13 protein-coding genes and 1 riboswitch are annotated in these 18,661 nt (G+C 73.3%); of the genes, 7 read left to right on the top strand and 6 right to left on the bottom strand.

Annotation, left to right across the window (positions count from 1 at the left end; genetic code table 11):
- Nucleotides 1-36 precede the first annotated feature (36 nt).
- On the bottom strand, nucleotides 37-1,584 hold the full coding sequence (locus tag ACIRRU_RS01245; RefSeq protein WP_403674638.1) for a phage tail sheath family protein: 1,548 nt from the start codon (nucleotides 1,582-1,584) through the stop codon (nucleotides 37-39).
- 684 nt (nucleotides 1,585-2,268) lie between these two features.
- Nucleotides 2,269-3,711, bottom strand: a complete 1,443-nt coding sequence (locus tag ACIRRU_RS01240) for a hydrolytic protein (protein ID WP_403675592.1) — start codon at nucleotides 3,709-3,711, stop codon at nucleotides 2,269-2,271.
- 263 nt (nucleotides 3,712-3,974) lie between these two features.
- Between ACIRRU_RS01240 and ACIRRU_RS01235 the strand changes: the two genes are divergently transcribed.
- The 4 genes from ACIRRU_RS01235 (at nucleotide 3,975) to ACIRRU_RS01220 (ending at nucleotide 11,049) form a co-directional block, all read left to right on the top strand.
- Nucleotides 3,975-4,703, top strand: coding sequence for a response regulator transcription factor (locus tag ACIRRU_RS01235; protein ID WP_403674635.1), 729 nt, complete (start codon nucleotides 3,975-3,977; stop codon nucleotides 4,701-4,703).
- A gap of 225 nt (nucleotides 4,704-4,928) precedes the next feature.
- Nucleotides 4,929-8,162: a hypothetical protein gene (locus tag ACIRRU_RS01230; RefSeq protein WP_403674632.1), complete on the top strand. Its 3,234-nt coding sequence runs from the start codon at nucleotides 4,929-4,931 to the stop codon at nucleotides 8,160-8,162.
- Nucleotides 8,159-8,866: a DUF4255 domain-containing protein gene (locus ACIRRU_RS01225; protein ID WP_403674629.1), complete on the top strand. Its 708-nt coding sequence runs from the start codon at nucleotides 8,159-8,161 to the stop codon at nucleotides 8,864-8,866. The genes ACIRRU_RS01230 and ACIRRU_RS01225 overlap by 4 nt, the downstream gene beginning before the upstream one ends.
- Nucleotides 8,863-11,049 carry an AAA family ATPase gene (locus tag ACIRRU_RS01220; protein ID WP_403674627.1) on the top strand — a complete coding sequence of 729 codons (2,187 nt, stop codon included), beginning with the start codon at nucleotides 8,863-8,865 and terminating at the stop codon, nucleotides 11,047-11,049. Before ACIRRU_RS01225 ends, ACIRRU_RS01220 begins: the two co-directional genes overlap by 4 nt.
- Before the next feature lie 78 nt (nucleotides 11,050-11,127).
- On the opposite strand, the gene ACIRRU_RS01215 is transcribed toward ACIRRU_RS01220, so the two are convergent.
- From ACIRRU_RS01215 to gcvT, 4 genes are all read right to left on the bottom strand, one after another.
- Complete coding sequence (locus ACIRRU_RS01215; protein ID WP_363200745.1) at nucleotides 11,128-12,513, bottom strand: L-serine ammonia-lyase; 1,386 nt, start codon at nucleotides 12,511-12,513, stop codon at nucleotides 11,128-11,130.
- 227 nt (nucleotides 12,514-12,740) lie between these two features.
- Complete coding sequence (gene glyA, locus ACIRRU_RS01210) at nucleotides 12,741-14,000, bottom strand: serine hydroxymethyltransferase (RefSeq protein WP_403674625.1); 1,260 nt, start codon at nucleotides 13,998-14,000, stop codon at nucleotides 12,741-12,743.
- 18 nt (nucleotides 14,001-14,018) lie between these two features.
- A complete protein-coding gene (gene gcvH, locus ACIRRU_RS01205) occupies nucleotides 14,019-14,396 on the bottom strand; it encodes a glycine cleavage system protein GcvH (protein ID WP_148020931.1) in 378 nt (125 codons plus the stop codon).
- A gap of 148 nt (nucleotides 14,397-14,544) precedes the next feature.
- A complete protein-coding gene (gene gcvT, locus ACIRRU_RS01200; RefSeq protein WP_403674622.1) occupies nucleotides 14,545-15,660 on the bottom strand; it encodes a glycine cleavage system aminomethyltransferase GcvT in 1,116 nt (371 codons plus the stop codon).
- A gap of 178 nt (nucleotides 15,661-15,838) precedes the next feature.
- A riboswitch (glycine riboswitch) is annotated at nucleotides 15,839-15,936 on the bottom strand.
- A gap of 162 nt (nucleotides 15,937-16,098) precedes the next feature.
- Between gcvT and ACIRRU_RS01195 the strand changes: the two genes are divergently transcribed.
- The 3 genes from ACIRRU_RS01195 to ACIRRU_RS01185 all read left to right on the top strand — a co-directional run bounded on the left by ACIRRU_RS01195 (nucleotide 16,099) and on the right by ACIRRU_RS01185 (nucleotide 18,610).
- Entirely contained in the window at nucleotides 16,099-16,797 is a 699-nt protein-coding gene (locus tag ACIRRU_RS01195) for an AAA family ATPase (RefSeq protein ID WP_403674619.1), read from the top strand.
- An 89-nt stretch (nucleotides 16,798-16,886) separates the two neighbouring features.
- Nucleotides 16,887-17,657 carry an enhanced serine sensitivity protein SseB gene (locus tag ACIRRU_RS01190; RefSeq protein ID WP_363200741.1) on the top strand — a complete coding sequence of 257 codons (771 nt, stop codon included), beginning with the start codon at nucleotides 16,887-16,889 and terminating at the stop codon, nucleotides 17,655-17,657.
- 209 nt (nucleotides 17,658-17,866) lie between these two features.
- Complete coding sequence (locus ACIRRU_RS01185) at nucleotides 17,867-18,610, top strand: enhanced serine sensitivity protein SseB C-terminal domain-containing protein (protein WP_403674616.1); 744 nt, start codon at nucleotides 17,867-17,869, stop codon at nucleotides 18,608-18,610.
- Nucleotides 18,611-18,661 lie beyond the last annotated feature (51 nt).

The raw sequence follows: 18,661 nt of genomic DNA, 5'->3' as shown, positions 1-18,661 counted from the left end.
AGGAAAGGGGTACGGGGTGGGCGGGGACCGGGACGGTCACTCGTCGACGAGGCTGGTGCTGTCGGAGAACTGCGAGAGCCGGAAGACCACGAACTCCGCGGGCTTCACCGGGGCGACGCCGATCTCGCAGACGACCTGACCCCGGTCGATCGACTCCTGCGGGTTGTTGCTCCGGTCGCACCGCACGTAGAACGCCTCGTCGGCGGTCCGGCCGAACAGCGCCCCGCGCCGCCACTCCTCGGTGAGGAACGCGGTGACGTTGCGGCGGATGCTCGACCAGAGGCGGTCGTCGTTCGGCTCGAACACCACCCACTGGGTGCCGATGAGGATCGACTCCTCCAGGTAGTTGAAGAGGCGTCGGACGTTGAGGTAGCGCCACGCCGGGTCGGAGGAGAGCGTGCGCGCGCCCCAGATCCGGATGCCGCGGCCGGGGAAGGCCCGTACGCAGTTCACCCCGATCGGGTTCAGCAGGTCCTGCTCGCCCTTGCTGAGCCGGATCTCCAGGTCCACCGCACCGCGGATGACCTCGTTGGCGGGGGCCTTGTGCACGCCCCGCTCACCGTCGCTGCGCGCCCAGACACCGGCCACGTGACCGCTCGGCGGGACCAGGGAGTTGCGGCCGCTCGCCGGGTCGAAGACCTTGACCCAGGGGTAGTACAGGGTGGCGTACCGCGAGTCGTAACCGGCGTCGTCGTTGCGCCATGTGCGGACCCGCTGGGCGTTCATCCCGGGCGGGGTGTCGAGGACCGCGACCCGGTCGCCCATCTGCTCACAGTGCGAGATGACCGCCAACTGCACGGTCTTGACGCCCTCCGCGTCGATGTCCCCGCGCTGGTAGGCGCTCATCAGGTCCGGGACGGCGACCATGGTGATCTCGTCGATCGCCTCCAGTCCCGCGAACCCGGTCCGGGCGGCGGCGTCGCCCACGTACTCCGAGGGGTCCAGCCGCGCCACGCCGGAGCCGGGCGCGGGGGACGCGGCCGGGGCGAGGGCGACGGTCTGCTTCTCGGGGCGGCTCTGCGCCGTGCCGGGCTGCTCGGTGACCTGGACGAGCTTGGAGTCACGGGCCTGGGTGACCAGATAGCCCTTGACGTTCTTGCGGGTGGAGACGTCGTAGGTCTCGGCGACCTTGCCGCCCTGGCGCACCAGAAGCCGGAAGCGGTCCTCCGGTGGGTTCTCGCCCTCGGCGTCGGCGATCTCGACGGAGAGGTCGGCGCCCGCACCGGGCTTGGCGGAGACCAGGAACCCGCCGAGCGCGAGTGGCGCGGGGGCCTGCGCGACGGCGTCCCGGCCCGCGCTCTCCTCCGGCGCGCCCTGGGCGGGTCCGCCGATGCGCACGATGTAGGCCGCGCCGCCGCCGTTGGCGAAGAAGCCGTAGACGGCGTGCGTGAGATAGGTCTCGGCGGTGAAGGTGCCGAAGGTCTGGACGTACTGGTCCCAGTTGGTCACCAGCGTCGGCTGGTGGAAGGGGCCCGTCCCGGCGAAGCCGACGAAGGCTGCGACCGCGGTGCCGACTCCCTCGATGGGACGTGCTCCGGACTGCACCTCCTCCACGTAAACACCGGGGGTGAGGTACGACGGCATGCTCGCTCCTTCTCGACGGTCACTCGGTCTCCGTCGCCCAGTGTCGGCGGGCCGAGTGCGCCGCGAGTAGGTCCGGGAGTCCTCGGCGTGGGGCAGTTCCGCTGCCTTTCCGGGCACCCGGACCACCGTGAACGCTGCCCTCGGCGGCCGGTGACCGGTTCTCCGGCGGGGGCCCGGAAGAACAGCGGGTCACGCCGGTGTTTCGCCGTCACTTCCGTACCGGGGGATTGGCCGGAACGGAGATTGCGGAACCGGGATACCGGTGTGTTCGGTATCTCTTTTCCTCCGGTAAACCCCGGAAGGCGTGAAGACGTCCGGGGTGACCGGGGGTATCCCCGCATGCTGATGGGATTCGGACAGAATGTCCCGCGAAAGGGGGGTGATCCGGCCGTGAGGTGCCGGTGAAAGCGGGCGGCGATCCGCTCCGAACGGGCAGAGGGTGCCCGCCCTCGGACCGTCAGGATCTGCTCTGAGCAGGGCTGTTCGTGATCCCATCGGCGGGAAGCCGATATTCTCGTGGTGGTGCGGCCGTCCGGGATGACCGAACTGGTAGGGACCTCTGGCGCATTAGGGGCGGTGAATCCGCCACCCCTCGGCACGCCGGGTTTCTTCCGGACGGGGTTTCTGCTGTTGTCTCAAGTGATAGGCGCGGCAGGGCTCTTCGGGCCGCCGTTTCTGCTGCTTCTACCGTGCGAGATCGCTCAGTACGCCGCTGACATTGAGGACCTGATGACACCCGGAAGCTTGTGTTCCGGTCGCCGGAGTGCCCGGCCTGGCACAGGTGACGGAAGCGGTGATGGTGGCGTTCTCCGGAACCTGAATGGGGGTGACCCAGTGATAATCCTGATTGCGGAAGGTTTCCAGCGCGATGGTCATGATCTTGCGCTCGCCGAAGGAGATGGTCACCAGCCCTTCGTCCCCCTGGAAGTTGGCGACGACGAGGTCGGTGACGTTGAACACCTTCCCGGCCGGGACCTTGTAGGTCCCCGCGTCCTCGGCCCCCGCCCCCGTCTGCACGTCGATGGTCTCGGACGCCTGGCCGCCTCCGCCGCCTCCGCCGCCCACGCCGCCGCCCGGACCCGAACCTCCCGGCCCGGAGCCGCCGTTGCCGCCTCCGCCGTTGCCGCCCGCGCCGTCCGGACCCGAACCCTGCCCCTGACCGCCCGACGGGTTCTCCTGGTTCCCCGGTGTGTTCGTCCCCTGCTCCTGGTCACGGGCGGCCTTCTCCTCCGCCGCCTCGGTGGCCGCCTGCTTGGCCGTGCTCTGCACGGCCGGCCGGACCAGGGCGAACCACGCGAGCAGCAGTGCCAGCAGCGCCGCCAGCACGATCAGCAGCCACTTGGGCAGCAGCGGCAGCTGGGCGAACTCCCCGGGCAGCGGCTCGGGCCGCACGGTGTCCTCGGCCACTGCCACCGCCACTGCGGCCGGTCCGGGCCGTACCGCGGGTTCCGGCTTCGCGTCCGGGACGCCGGGCCCGGTGCCCCGGACGCCCTTTCCGCCCTCGCCGGTCCGACCGGACCCGGTGGCGGTGCCGGCCCCGACGGCCCCGCTGGTCCCGGCCGTCTCGGTGGCCTCCACCGCGAACGGCCAGGTGACGGGCTCCCCGAACCAGATCAGCTTCCGGGCCCGCACCTTGAGCGCCATCTCGGCGGACTCGCCGGGCTCCAGGCGCTTGGTGTCCGGGGTGAACGCCAGCCGCAGATCCTCCCCGTCCTGCCTGCCCGCGAGGGACACCTCGACGGGGACGTTCCCCTTGTTCCGCACGGCGGTACGGAACCGGGCGCCGAGCCAGCCCCGGCGGCGGCGCGGCTCCAGTTCGGTGCGCAGCTCGTGGAACGGCTCCACGCTCACCGTGCCCTCGGGGACCACCACCGACTCCGGGCGCTCCGCGGGCAGCACCCGGACGGCCAGGGGGGTCTCGCCCGCCCGCACCTCGTGCGAACGGGGCGGGGCGAAGGTCAGGGCCACCGTCTCGGAGGTGCCCGGGTACAGCGACACGCGTGCCGGCTCGACCGTGGTCCAGGCGGCACAGTCGCCGACCACCTCAAGTGTGTAGGCCTCGACGATGTCACCGTCGTTGCGCACGGTCAGGGTCGTCGTGGCGGTGGCACCCGGCGACACCGTCACCGTGGAGCTTTCGAGTTCGGCAGTTGTGGTCACGCTGCGACGGTAGGCCGCGCCCGCCGCCCCGCAGCAGAGACGCGAGGGCAACGAGCGGGCAGGGGTGATGCCCCGGCGGCCCACCGGCGCGGTGTCCCCGCGACCCCCCACCGGGCCCGCGCCCCCTGACCGCCGTTCCCGGGTGACACCGGTGGCAGCAGGTCATATCGGTCGCAAGCACCTGAGGAAGACGGGTACGGAACGATGACGACGACAACGGGCACGGGGCGATGACGACGACGACAACGGACACCCACAGCAGCGCCGCCGACCACGGCCACCACCGCAGGTCCGACGCGTCGGGGCGGCGTGCGGCCGCTCCGGGCGGGATACCCGGGGGCCGGGTCACCGTGGCGGTGTACGCGGAGGACCTGATCCTCCAGACCGGCATGATCCACCAACTGCGGGTACGGCCCGAGATAGAGCTGCTGCCGGAGGCGGAGGCGGACCGGGCCCAGGTCTCCCTGGTGGTGGTGGACACGGTGGGCGACTCCACCGTGCAGCTCCTGCACCGCCTCCAGCGCAACACCGCGACCCGCACGGGGCTCGTCGTCGGCTTCTTCGAGTCGGGCGCGCTCCAGACGATGATCGAGTGCGGGGTCGCCGCCGTGCTGCGGCGTGCGGAGGCCGACCAGGACCGGCTCGTCCACCTGGTCAAGGCCATGGCGAACGGCGAGGGCGTCCTGCCGGGCGATCTGCTCGGCAAGCTCCTCGATCACGTCAGCTCGCTCCAGCGCACGGTCCTGGACCCGCGCGGACTGACGCTCTCCACCCTCACGGCACGGGAGGCGGAGATGATCCGGCTGGTGTCGGAGGGCTACGACACGACGGAGATCGCCCAGAAGACCTCGTACTCCGAACGCACCGTCAAGAACGTGCTGCACGAGGTCGCGACCCGCCTCGAACTGCGCAACCGGGCGCATGCGGTGGGCTACGCGATGCGGCACGGACTGATCTGAGGCCGCCCGCCCGGCTTCCGTGAGCCCGGCCCGGCTTCCGTGACGCCCGGCCCCGGCCCCCCTTCTGTGACGCCCGGCCCGGTCGTGGGCCGGGCGTCCCCCGGGCGGCCGCCGCAAAGGGCAGCGGTCGCTTCCCCCGCTCCGGGTACTTACGGCCTGTCCTCGCACCCCGCGCGGGCGCGAGGCTGTCCGGTGGAGAGTCATCGACAGACTGTGAGGTGGGCCGTGACCGGCACCGCTGGCCCGGCACGACAATTCCGGCTGGGCCGACTGACCGCGGCCGCGGTGCTGTTGGCGCCGCTGCTGGTGGCCGGATCGGCGGCGGCCCCCCAGGGGGCGCCCAGGATCGCCCCGGCCGCGGCCGACGTGGACGCGGCGGAGGCCGGACGCATCGCCTTCGCGGGCACCGAACACCGCAGCATGGGCCGGATCGCCACCGAGACCAGCACCGAACCGCTGTTCGGCGACGGTCCCGCCCACTACGACCAGGACCCCTTCGCCCGGGGCGGCACCGTCGTCTTCACCAGCCTCCGCGACAGCCCCCGCCCCCAGGTGTACGTACGCGAGGCGGACGGCACGGTCCGCGCGCTCACCACCGACAAGGACGCCGGAAACCCGGAACTCTCCCCGGACGGCCGGACCGTGGTCTTCGACTCCGCCGAGCCCGGTCCCGGCGGCACCGAGCAGCGCGACCTGTGGGCGGTCGGCGTCGACGGGAGGGACCTGCGGCGGATCACCGACACCCCGGACAACGAGGAGCACCCGACCTTCTCCCCGGACGGCACCCGCATCGCGTACGCCTGCGACGGCGACCTCGTACGGGGGTGGCAGATATACGAACGGGACGTCGCCGGAGGCCCGCAGACCCGGATCAGCGACGGCCCGCCCGGCGACGCCACCGAACCCGCGTGGAACCCCTCCGACGACCCGGGCCGCCGGGACACCGTCGCCTACACCCTCACCGTCAACCCCGACCCGAACGTCGACGACGGCACCCGGCTGCGCGCCACCGAGGGCGTCGGCACCGACCGGCCGCTGCTCGCCGGGGACCCCGCCGACTGGGGCACCCGCTCCGCCGCGTGGCTCCCGGACGGCGTCCGGGTCCTCTTCCTCAGCCCCTACCACGTGTGCGGCTGCGAGGACTTCGACCACGTCTACCGGGTGGACGCCTACACCGACCAGAACCGGCAGACCCTGCTCACCGAGGACCGCAAGGTCGGCCCGCCCACCTGGCGCGGCTCCGACGCCGACGGGGACGTCATCCTCACCCGGACCACGGCGGAGAAGAACAACGACGTCACCCTCCAGGACGTACGGCAGGACGGCTCGGACCCCCGCGACCTCCACCTGACCATCCTCCAGGAGGACCCGCAGGCCCTCACCGACCCGGACCGCGACCGGCTGTTCGACCCGGAGCCCCCGTTCGACCCCTGGACCGAGCGGCAGAACTACACCCCGGACGGGCGGCGCATCGTCGTCACCCGCTTCGAGGGCGGCGGCGAGGGCGGGCCACGCGTCCTGCGGATCTGGCTGGCCGACGCCGACGGCACCGACGCGGCCGCGCTGCCGCTCGCCGGGCGCGGCCCCGACGACTGGGACACCGACCCGACCTTCTCGCCCGACGGCACCAAGCTGGCCTTCACCCGCACCTCGCCCGGCGGGGTCGGCGACGCGTCAGGTCCCGGCCGGGTCCTCATCGCCGACGCGGCCACCGGCGCGATCCTCGACGAGATCCGCCCGCCCGGGGGCCAGCAGGGCGGCAGCGACGCCCAGCCCACCTGGTCCTCCGACGGCACCACCCTCGCCTTCACCCGCACCCAGGTCATCAACGGCAACGGCGGCAACAAGCACATCTGGACCGTGCCGGTGAACGACCTGGGCCAACAGCGGGACCTCAGCGCCGCGAGCTGCCCCGGACCCTGCGAAGTCATCGACGACAGCCCGGCGTTCTCCCCGGACGGTACGCGGGTGGCGTTCAACCGCAAGGACGGCGGCGGCCGCACCAACGAGCAGGCCGGGATCGTCGTCAGGCCGCTGCGCGGCGACGGCTGCCAGGTCGTGCTGCCCGCCTCCCAGCGGGACAACCCCGCCGCCTGCGAACAGCCCCTCCCCGACACCTCCGCCACCGGACCCTTCCAGCCGCGCGACGTCGCCTGGTCGCCGGACGGCAGCCGGATCGCGCTGACCTCCCGCCGGGAACTCGCCCCCAACTCCTCCGAGCAGCTCTCCGTGCTCGACCTCGCCTCCGGCGAACTGACCCCGCTCGTCAGCGATCACACCGGCCGCCAGAAGGAACCCGCCTACCAGCAGTCCGTCGACCTCACGCTGACCGCGCCGCCCACCCACGACCCGGTGGAGGTGGGCTCCTCCACCGAGGTCGGCATCACCGTCACCAACCAGGGCCCCTCGCCCTCGCCCGGCACCACCCTGACCGTCGACGCGCCGCCCGGCGTACGGCTGGAGGAGCTGACCGGCCCCGGCGTCGACTGCCCCGCCGCCACCCCGCAGTGCGACCTCGGGATCCTCCCGCCCGGCGCCACCCGCGAGGTCACCGCCCGCTTCACCGGCGTCCTCACCGGCGATCAGCGCGTCACCTGGTCGGTCACCGGCACCGTCCTGGACCCCAACCCCAGCGACAACGCCACCGGAACGATTCTCCCGGTCCAGGACCCGCCGCCGCCCACCCCGGGCCCCACCCCGCCGACACCCACCCCGCCCACCCCCACGCCGACCCCGACGCCGACCGTGCCCGCACCGCCCCCGCCGCCCTCGCCCCGGCCGCCCGCACCCCCGGCGCCCCTGCCGCCCGCCCCCGAGGCCGGACCCGGCGTCGTCGTACGGGCCCAGCCCAGCCCCGGATACGTCGGCGGCAAGGTCGTGGTGACGTACACCGTGCGCAACGGCCGCGACGCCACCGCCACCGGACTGCGCCTGGACCTCGGGCTGCCCCGGAACATCCCCGCCGGACCCCTCCCCGCGGGCTGCGCGGCGAGCGGCTGCACCCTGCCCGACCTGCGGCCCGGCGGATCCGCGACCGTCAGCGTCGTCCTCTCGCCCGACCGGGCGCTGCGCACCACCATCACCGCCTCGCTCACCACCACCGGCACGGACGCGGACCTGCGCGACAACGTCTCCCGGATCCCGCTGCGCATCCTCCAGCCCCGGATCGTCGCGGTGCCCAAGATCGGCAAGCCCGGGTTCGTCACCTCCGTACGGGGCAAGGACTTCCCGCCCGGTGCGCCCGTGACGCTCAGCTGGAAGCCCGGCATCACCGCCGCCGCGGCACCGACCCGGCCGCTCGGCGACGGCTCGTTCATCGCCCAGCTGCTCATCCTGGCCAAGGACCAGACCGGGCCGCGCACCATCACCGCCGAGGGACCCGGCTTCGGGCCCGTCACGACGGACTTCCTCGTGGTCCTCGGCACCATCACCCCGCCCGACGAGGTGGTCCGCCGATGATCCACGAGGTCGACGAGGGGCTGCGGCTGCTGCTGGCCGAGGCCGGACTGGAGGACAGCGGCGTCGACCTGGTCTTCGACGCCCCGACCAAGGAGTGGTCCGCCCGCCGCAACGCCCCCACCATCAGCGTCTTCCTGCACGCCATCCGCGAGGACGCGGGGCGGCGGCGCACCGGCACGGCCGAGATCCACGACGAACAGGGTGTCGTCACCGGCTGGCGCACCCCGCCCCGCTGGTTCGAGCTGACCTACCTGGTCACCGCCTGGACCAACCGCCCCCAGGACGAACACCGGCTGCTCTCCGAGGTGTTGCGCGCCCTGGTCCGCGCCGACACGCTGCCCGCCCGGCTGCACACCGGCAGCCTCGCCGAACTCGGCCTGACCGTGGACATCGAGGCGGCGGGCCCCGCCGTCGACGGGCCGTCCGCCTCCGACGTGTGGTCCGCGCTCGGCGGCGAACTGAAGGCCGCCATCGACCTGCGCGTCGTCGCTCCGCTCGCCGGGGAGCGCACCACCGCGGGCCCGCCGGTCACCGAGGGCCTGGTGGTGAAGGCCGTACCCGCCGTGGACGGCGCACCGGCCGGGGACCCGGGCCGCCGCCTGCGCTACGAGGACCCGGGCGACCTGGAATCCCAGGGGTTCGCCGCCGAACGGGAGCGGCGACTGCCGCCCGGCCGCCGCCGACGGGGGAACAGCACCCGATGACCCTGACCGACGACGCGGCCCTCGGGACCGCCCCCGCGACGGCCCCCGACGACCTGTGGGAACGGCTCGCCCGCATCGAGGAGCGCGTCCGGCTCGCCGTCGCCGCCCGCCGGGCCCTCGACCCGGACCCGGACGACCCCTTCCGGGGCCAGTACCTCACCCCCGAGGCGGCGGGCCGGCTCCTCGACGAGCGCCCCGCGTACGCCCCCGTACCGGCGTACGGTGACGCGGGCGCCCCGACCGCCCCCGCCGGGGGCAGGCTCGGACGCCTCGCCGCGCGCTTCGCCCTCACCCCGCTCGACGTCGAACTCCTGCTGGTCGCCCTGGCCCCGGACCTCGACCACCGCTTCGAGCGCCTGTACGGCTACCTCAACGACGACCTGACCCGCCGCCGCCCCACCATCGGCCTCGCCCTGGAGCTGTGCGCGCTGCCGTCGGCGGGTCCCGCCCGCTTCCGCCTCGCCCCGGCGGCCCCGCTCGTCGCGGGCGGACTCCTGGAGATCGCCGAGCCCGAACGCCCGGTGCTCTCCCGGGTGCTGCGGGTCCCGGACCGGATCACCGCCCACCTGCTCGGCGACGACGCGATCGACGGGCGGCTGCGCGGCCTGGTACGGGAGGCGGGACCCGAGGAGGACCCGGACGGGCTGGTCCCCGGGACGACCGGGAACCCCGGCCCGGACGCCGAACAGGACGCGGACCCGGACCCGGACCCGGAGGCCCCCCGGGTCGCGGCGGCTCTGGCCACGGGCGGCGGGCTGGTGCACCTCCTCGACCGGGGCGGCGACCCGCGCGGCCTCGCCGCCGAGGCGCTGCGCGCCGCCGGACTGCGCCCCCTGACCGTCGATGTCGCGGCGCTCGCCGCCACCACCGAACCGGCCCCGCTGGTACGGACCCTGGCCACCGAGGCCCGCCTCTCCGGTGCCGGGGTGATCCTCGGCCCGCTGGAAACCCTCGCCCCCGAACGCCCCGAGGGTGCCCGGGTGCTGGCCGCCCTGTGCGCCGCGCTCCACGGCACGCCCCTGGTCGCGTACGGGAAGAAGAACTGGGACCCGCTGTGGGCCGCGGAGAGTCCGGTCCCCGTCGTCGTCCCGCCCCCCGGCCCCGAGCGGGCGGCCCGGCGGTGGCGGCGGGCCCTCGCGGACGCGGCCCGGACGGCCGGTCTGCCCGCTGAGCAGGCCGCGCCGGGCGACGAGCTGATCGAGGCCACCGCCTCCTACCGGCTCGACTCCGACCAGCTCCGCAGGGCCGCCACGGTCGCCTCCCGCCTCGCGTTGCTCGGGGACCGCCCGGTGAACCCCGGCGACCTGCGGGCGGCGGTGCGGGCCCAGAACGGGGCGGGTCTGGAGCGCCTCGCCCGCCGCATCGAACCGGCCGTCGGCTGGGACGACCTGGTGCTGCCCCCGGCCACCCGCACCCAGCTCACCGAGCTCGCCCTGCGCGCCCGCCACCGCGAACAGGTCCTCGGCCAGTGGCGGATGCGGCCGGGCGGCGGCCGGGGCCGGGGCGTCATCGCCCTGTTCGCGGGGGAGTCCGGCACCGGCAAGACCATGTCCGCCGAGGTCATCGCCGCCGAATTGGGCATGGAGCTCTACGTCGTGGACCTCTCCACCGTGGTGGACAAGTACATCGGCGAGACCGAGAAGAACCTGGAGCGGATCTTCGTCGAGGCCTCCGACGTCAACGGCATCCTGCTGTTCGACGAGGCCGACGCGATCTTCGGCAAGCGGTCCCAGGTCAAGGACGCCCACGACAAGCACGCCAACGTCGAGTCCGCCTACCTCCTCCAGCGCATGGAGTCCTTCGACGGCATCGCCGTCCTCACCACCAACCTCCGGGCCAACCTGGACGAGGCGTTCACCCGCCGCCTCGACGTGATCGCGGAGTTCCCGATGCCCGACGCCCGGGAGCGGCTCGCCCTGTGGGACCGCTGCCTGGGCCCGGCCCTGCCCCGCGACACCTCCCTCGACCTGGCCTTCTGCGCCGACCGCTTCGAACTCGCGGGCGGCTCGATCCGGGCCTGCGCGGTGAGCGCCGCCTACCTCGCGGCGGAGTCGGGGGGCCCGCTCGGCATGGACCAGGTGGTCACGGCGGTGCTCCAGGAGTACCGCAAGCTGGGTCGGCTGGTGCTGGAGGGCGAGTTCGGCCCGTGGCTGGAGAAGGAACGGGGCCGCGCGGGCCGGTAGGGACCGCCGCACCGCTTCACGCGGCGATACGACCCCGACCGCCGTCGCCGCGAACCGTTCCCCACGGACACCAGGCCCTCAGCACTCGATGATGTTCACCGCGAGCCCGCCGCGCGCCGTCTCCTTGTACTTGACGGACATGTCGGCCCCGGTGTCCTTCATCGTCTTGATGACCTTGTCCAGGGACACCTTGTGGCTGCCGTCGCCCCGCAGCGCCATCCGTGCCGCGGTGACCGCCTTCACCGCCGCCATGCCGTTGCGCTCGATGCACGGGATCTGGACGAGGCCGCCGACCGGGTCGCAGGTCAGGCCCAGGTTGTGCTCCATGCCGATCTCGGCGGCGTTCTCCACCTGCTCGGGGGAGCCGCCCAGCACCTCCGCCAGGGCTCCGGCCGCCATGGAGCAGGCCGAGCCGACCTCGCCCTGGCAGCCGACCTCGGCGCCGGAGATGGAGGCGTTCTCCTTGAAGAGGAGGCCGATCGCCCCGGCGGCGAGGAGGAAGCGGACGACGCTGTCCTCCCTCTCCGTCTCCGTGCAGCCGTGGGCGGCGAAGTTCATGTAGTAGTGCAGGACGGCCGGGATGATGCCCGCCGCGCCGTTCGTCGGGGCGGTGACCACGCGGCCGCCCGCCGCGTTCTCCTCGTTGACCGCCATCGCGTAGAGGGTGATCCACTCCATCGCGTGGGCCTGCGGGTCGCCCTCGGCGCGCAGCTGGCGGGCGGTGGTGGCGGCGCGGCGGCGGACCTTCAGACCGCCGGGCAGGATGCCCTCGCGGGTCATGCCGCGCGAGACGCACGCCTGCATCACGCGCCAGATGTCCAGCAGCCCGGAGCGGATCTCCGCCTCGGTGCGCCAGGCCAGCTCGTTCTCCAGCATCATCGAGGAGATGGACAGACCCGTCTCACGGGACAGCCGCAGCAGCTCGTCGCCCGTGCGGAACGGGTGCCGCAGGACCGTGTCGTCCGGGACGATCGGGTTCTCGCCCGCCACCGCGTCCTCGTCCACCACGAAGCCGCCGCCGACCGAGTAGTACGTCTTCTCCAGGACCGGCGCGCCCTCGGCGTCGTACGCGAGGACCGTCATGCCGTTGGCGTGGTACGGCAGCGCCTTGCGGCGGTGCAGGACCAGGTCCTCGTCGAAGGCGAACGGGATCTCGTGCATGCCCAGCAGGTTGATCCGGCCGGTGGAGCGGATCTCCGCCACCCGGGTGTCGGCGTTCTCCACGTCGACCGTCTGCGGCGACTCGCCCTCCAGACCGAGCAGGACCGCCTTGGGTGTGCCGTGGCCGTGGCCGGTCGCGCCGAGGGAGCCGTACAGCTCGGCCCGTATCGAGGCGGTGTGGGCGAGCAGGCCTTCGTTCTTGAGGCGGCGCGCGAACATCCGCGCGGCGCGCATCGGGCCCACCGTGTGGGAGCTGGACGGGCCGATGCCGACCGAGAACAGGTCGAAGACCGAGATGGCCACGGGAGGACTCCTTGGGGAGTGGGAAGACGCCGTTGTCTGCCGGTGGTGCGGGAACGGGCCCGGTGGTGCGGGCGTGGGCATGTCGTGCGCGGACGGGCCCGGTGTGCGGGACAAGCGGGGCAAGCGGAACAAGAAGGATCGTCGGGGGCAAGGAACGGGGCACCGCGCTCACTTCTCTCCAGTGTGCGCGGTGCCCCGCATGCGTGCGCGGAACCGCAGGCCAGGCGCTACTTCAGGCCGGGGTACAGCGGGAACTTCTCGGCCAGTGCCACTACCCGGGCCTTCAGGTCGTCCGCGTCGTAGGACGGCTTGAGGGCCGAGGCGATGATCTCCGCGACCTCCGCGAAGTCCTCCGTGCCGAAGCCGCGGGTGGCCAGTGCCGGGGTGCCGATGCGCAGGCCCGAGGTGACCATCGGGGGGCGCGGGTCGTTCGGGACGGCGTTCCGGTTGACCGTGATGCCCAGCTCGTGGAGCCGGTCCTCGGCCTGCTGGCCGTCCAGCTCGGAATCGCGCAGGTCGACGAGGACCAGGTGCACGTCGGTGCCGCCGGAGAGGACGGAGACGCCCACCTCGGTGACGTCCGGCTGGACCAGGCGCTCGGCCAGGATGCGGGCGCCGTCCAGGGTGCGCTGCTGGCGCTCCTTGAACTCCTCGCCCGCCGCGATCTTGAACGAGACCGCCTTGGCCGCGATCACGTGCTCCAGCGGGCCGCCCTGCTGACCGGGGAAGACCGCCGAGTTGATCTTCTTCGCCAGTTCCTGGGTGGAGAGGATCACCCCGCCGCGCGGACCGCCGAGGGTCTTGTGCGTGGTGGTGGTGACGACGTGGGCGTGCGGCACCGGGTTGGGGTGCAGCCCGGCCGCGACCAGGCCCGCGAAGTGCGCCATGTCGACCATGAGGTACGCGCCGACCTCGTCCGCGATCCGGCGGAAGGCGGCGAAGTCCAGCTGGCGCGGGTAGGCGGACCAGCCCGCCACGATCAGCTTCGGCTGGGACTCCTTGGCGAGGCGCTCGACCTCCTCCATGTCCACCAGGCCGCTCTCGTCGACGTGGTAGGGGACCACGTTGTAGAGCTTGCCGGAGAAGTTGATCTTCATGCCGTGGGTCAGGTGACCGCCGTGGGCCAGGTTGAGACCCATGATCGTGTCGCCCGGCTTCAGCAGCGCGAACATCGCGGCGGCGTTCGCCTGGGCGCCGGAGTGCGGCTGCACGTTCGCGGCCTCGGCGCCGAACAGGGCCTTGATCCGGTCGATCGCGATCTGCTCGACGACGTCGACGTGCTCACAGCCACCGTAGTAGCGGCGGCCCGGGTAGCCCTCGGCGTACTTGTTGGTGAGAACGGAGCCCTGCGCCTCCATGACCGCGACCGGAGCGAAGTTCTCCGAGGCGATCATTTCGAGGGTGGACTGCTGACGGTGGAGCTCGGCGTCGACGGCGGCGGCGACGTCCGGGTCCAGCTCGTGGAGGGAGGAGTTCAGAAGCGACATCAGGGGGTCCCTTGGGTCTCAGTTGCCGGAGAACGCGGTGTACTCGTCGGCGGAGAGCAGATCGGCCGGCTCATCCGTGACGCGCACCTTGAACAGCCAGCCGCCCTCGAAGGGAGCGGAGTTCACCAGCGAGGGGTCGTCCACGACGTCCTGGTTGGCCGCCGTCACCTCACCGGTCACCGGCGAGTACAGGTCGCTGACCGACTTGGTCGACTCCAGCTCGCCGCAGGTCTCGCCCGCGGTCACCGTGTCACCGACCTCGGGAAGCTGGGCGTAGACGACGTCACCGAGCGCGTTGGCCGCGTACTCCGTGATGCCGATCGTGGCGACGCCGTCCTCGACGGCCGACAGCCACTCGTGCTCCTTGCTGTACCGCAGCTGCTGGGGGTTGCTCATGTCCTGAATTCTCCTGTACGCGGGGGAGTGCTGATGAACGGTGGTCTTACGGGGTGAGACGCGGCGGCGTGACGTCGGCGACGCCGGGAGCGAGGGCCCGGCTCGTCACCGGAGGCCGCACCGGCCGGGTGTCACGTCTGCCGGAATATCACTTCTGGCGCTTGTAGAACGGCAGCGCGACGACCTCGTACGGCTCGTGCGTGCCCCGGATGTCCACGCCCACGCCCTGGGTGCCCGGCGCGGCGAAGGCCGCGTCCACGTAGGCCATGGCGATCGGCCTGCCCAGGGTGGGGGAGGGGGCGCCCGAGGTGACCTCGCCGATCACCGTGCCGTCCGCGACGACGGGGAAGCCCGCACGGGGGACCCGGCGGCCCTCGGCGACCAGGCCGACCAGCTTGCGCGGCGGGGCGGTCTCGGCGCGCCCGGCAGCGGCCTTCAGCGCCTCGCGCCCGACGAAGTCGCCCTCCTTCTCGAACTTCACGACCCGGCCGAGACCCGCGTCGAACGGGGTCAGCTCCGTGGTCAGCTCGTGCCCGTAGAGCGGCATCCCCGCCTCCAGCCGCAGCGTGTCCCGGCAGGAGAGGCCGCAGGGGATCAGCCCGTGCGGCTCCCCGGCCTCGCTCAGCGCCCGCCACAGCCGCTCGGCGTGCTCGGGGGCGACGAACAGCTCGAAGCCGTCCTCGCCGGTGTAGCCGGTACGGGCGATGAGCGCCGGGACCCCGGCGACCGTGCCCGGCAGGCCCGCGTAGTACTTCAGAGAGTCCAGGTCGGCGTCGGTGACGGCCTTCATCATCGCCGGGGACTCCGGGCCCTGCACCGCGAGCAGCGCGTAGGCGTCCCGGTCGTCGCGCACCTCGGCGTCGAAGCCCGCGGCCCGCGCGGTCAGCGCGTCCAGCACGGTCTGCGCGTTGCCCGCGTTGGCGACCACCAGGTACTCCGTCTCGCCCAGGCGGTAGACGATCAGGTCGTCCACGATGCCGCCGTCCTCCTGGACGATCATCGTGTAGCGGGCCCGGCCGTTGCCGACGGTGGCGATGTTGCCCACCAGCGCGTAGCTCAGGAAGGCCGCGGCCTGGGGTCCGGTGACCGCGATCTCGCCCATGTGGGAGAGGTCGAAGAGCCCGGCCCGGGTGCGTACGGCGTGGTGCTCGTCGCGCTCGCTGGCGTACCGCAGGGGCATGTCCCAGCCGGCGAAGTCGGTCATGGTGGCGCCGAGCGAGCGGTGCAGGGTGTCGAGGGCGGTGAGACGGGGGGCAGTGCTCATGGATACGGCTCCAGGGCATGACGACGTCAGGACGGAAATCCTCCCCATCTGTCATCGGAACCTGAGAGGTTCGCCGACAGCCCCGCGGGGCTGTTGCCCGCACCGGAGCGCCCCCCGGTCACGGGGGTCGGCTTGCACCTTGGGTGGAGCCGCGGAGCGGCCCGCTTTTCAGATCTGCCTCATCCACGCGGTACGGGGCCTGAGAGATTCAAGGGAGGATCTTGCTCCTTCGGCGCCCGGCCCACAGTGTGGCCGGAACTCTCCCGCGCGGATTCGAACGGCCGGTATGCAGTTGGCGCGGCCATCATCGCACGCATCGCGGCGGAGCGGGAGGCCGGTCCTCGACGTCCCCGCGAACGGCGGGCGCGGTTGTGCGACCTTGCCGATTCTTTACACTTCTGGAGCAGGTGGGGGCGGCTCGACGGCAGGGGGATGGGCATGACGTTGCAGCGGTCGACACCGGTCACCGGAGCCGCACCCGGGGCGGTGCCCGCACAGTCCGGCGCTCCGGCGCGGGAGCTGCTGACCGAGCGCGCCCCGGTGGTACGTGATCTGCGCGGGCGCCCCGGACACGGACCCGACGGCCTCGACTTCACCGCCGGGGACATCGTGGTCGTCTCCGGCCTCCCCGGCGGCGGCAAGTCCACCTTGATCCGGCACACCGTGACCGGCCGCGCCATCGACTCCCAGGACACCCGAGACCGCTGGGCCGCGGCCCTGCCCCCCTTACTCCCGTACGCCCTCTACCGCCCCCTGGTCCGCGCGGCCCACTACCTCGGCCTCTGGACCGTCCTGCGCTCCGGCGCCTCCGTCGTCGTGCACGACTGCGGCACACAGACCTGGGTACGCCGCTGGCTCGCCCGGCACGCCGGGCGCCGGGGCCGCGCCCTGCACCTGCTCCTGCTCGACGTGGACCCCGAGACGGCCCGCCGCGGCCAGCGCGAGCGCGGCCGCGGCGTCTCCGGCTACGCCTTCGCCCGGCACCGCCACGCGGTCGCCCGGCTGATCCGCGACACCGAGCGCGGCGCGCTGCCCGCCGGCTGCGCCTCGGCGGTCCTGCTGGACCGCGAGGCCGCGAGCGCGCTGCGAAGCATCTCCTTCACCGACCGCGAGGCCCCGGCCGCCTGTGCCGGTTAGGGTTCTGGCCGGGCGACGACCGCCGGGGCGACCACAGCCGGGCGGCGAGCGCCGAGAAGCGACGACGGGCTGAGAGAGGCACAGAGGCAGTGGACATTCCGGCACCCGCCCCGGCACACCCCCCGCAGGGATGGCCCGCCAACGAGCTCGAAGAGGTGCTGACCGCCTCGCTCGGCGTCCCGGACGCGGGCGGCCGGCTCGTCGAGGTGCTCGGCCGCAGCTCCCTGTGGGTGCCGCTGCCGGGCGGCGGCAGCCCCGCCAGCGCCGACCTCGACCTGCCGATGATCGAGATCGAGGGGGCCGCGTTCGTCCCCGTCTTCAGCTCCGAGGCCCAGTTCCTCAGCTGCGTCGGCAGCCACATGTCCTTCGCCGTGGCGCCCGCCCGCGACTTCGCCCGGGGCCTGCCCCCGCAGGTCGGCATCGCGGTGAACCCGGGCGGAGCGGTCGGCATACCGCTGCCGCCGCCCGCCGTCGCCGAACTGTGCCGGGCCGGACGCACCGCCCTGGACGGCCCCGCCACCGGCGGCCGGGTCAAGCTCTACGAACCGGACTGGCAGCACGACCCGGTCGCCTTCCTCACCGCCGTCTCCGAGGAGTTCCAGGCCACCGGCGTCGTGAGCACCGCCCGCCGGGCGCTCGCCAGCATCGAGGGCGGCGACCCCGTCCTCTTCGTCGGCGTCGAGTTCGCCACCTGGGACGGGGCGGGCCAGAGCGCTCCCATGGAGGCCCTGGGCCGGGCGCTCGGCCGCGTCGAGGTGCCCTGGCCGGTCAACCTGGTCCTGCTGGACGTGGCCCAGGATCTCGTCGGCGACTGGATGCGCGAGAAGGTGCGCCCGTTCTACCGGCGCGAGGGCTTCTGAGCCGCCGCGACCGCGTGCGGGCCGTGCGCCGGAGACGGCCGGACGTTGCCGGACCGTGGCGTCAAGCCGGTGTCTTGAGCGGCGCATAAGCTGGTTTGATGGCGAAGTCGCTCCCGTGGGCCCGGAGCGGCGCGAATCCGATGGAACGACGAGGGGCGGGACCCAGGGTGAGTGCGTCGGGCACTGCGGCGGCAGGGCAGGTCGAGCACATGCTGCGCCAGGTGACCCCCGGGCGGTACGACAGTTACGAGGCGCTGCTCGCCGCCCTCGCCGACGGCCGGATCTGGATGCTGCTCTGGCACGGCACCGCCGGTTCCCCCGACGCCCAGTACGGCAGCATGGAGATCGACGGCCTCGGCTACGCCCCCTGCGTCACCTCCGCCCAGGAGCTGGCCGCCAGCGGCTGGACCCGCGCCCACGAGCTGGTCACCGGACGCGACATCGCCCGCACGCTGTTCCCGGACCGCTGGGGCATCTGGCTCAACCCGCACGCCCCCGGCGGCGGTGTCGGCATCCCCTGGCTCGACCTGCGCCGGATCGCCACCGGCCTGGACCGGCTGCCCGCCGGACCGCTCCGGCTGACCGAACCGGCCGTCGAGCTCCCGCAGTTCTACGCCCTGCTCACGCGCAACGCCCACCGCACTCCCGCGATCCGCTCCCTGCGCCGCGCCTGGGTTCACCCCGCGGTCGGCGTCCCGTATCTCGCCATCGGTCTCGACCTCTACGACACCGGGCGCGCCTCCGTCGAGGCGGTGCGCGCGATGATGCGGGAGTCGGTCGGCGCGGTCCCCGAGGGGCTGCCGGTCTCCACCGTCGCCATGTCCGACGAGTACGACCCGGTCGCGATGTGGCTGACCGCCAACGCCCGGCCCTTCTACGACCGCGAGGCGCACGCCCCCGCGGGCCCGCCGCCCGCCGCTCCCGGGTACGGCTACCCGCCGCAGCACCGCTGACCGCGCCGGACCCCGCGGAGGCCGGACATCCGGGCCCGCCGAAGGCCCCCG

It is taken from the genome of Streptomyces sp. NPDC101181, assembly GCF_044767975.1.
Lineage (GTDB): Bacteria > Actinomycetota > Actinomycetes > Streptomycetales > Streptomycetaceae > Streptomyces.
Note: the sequence above shows the minus strand (reverse complement) of the source record. Positions and strands in the feature narration are given on the sequence as shown.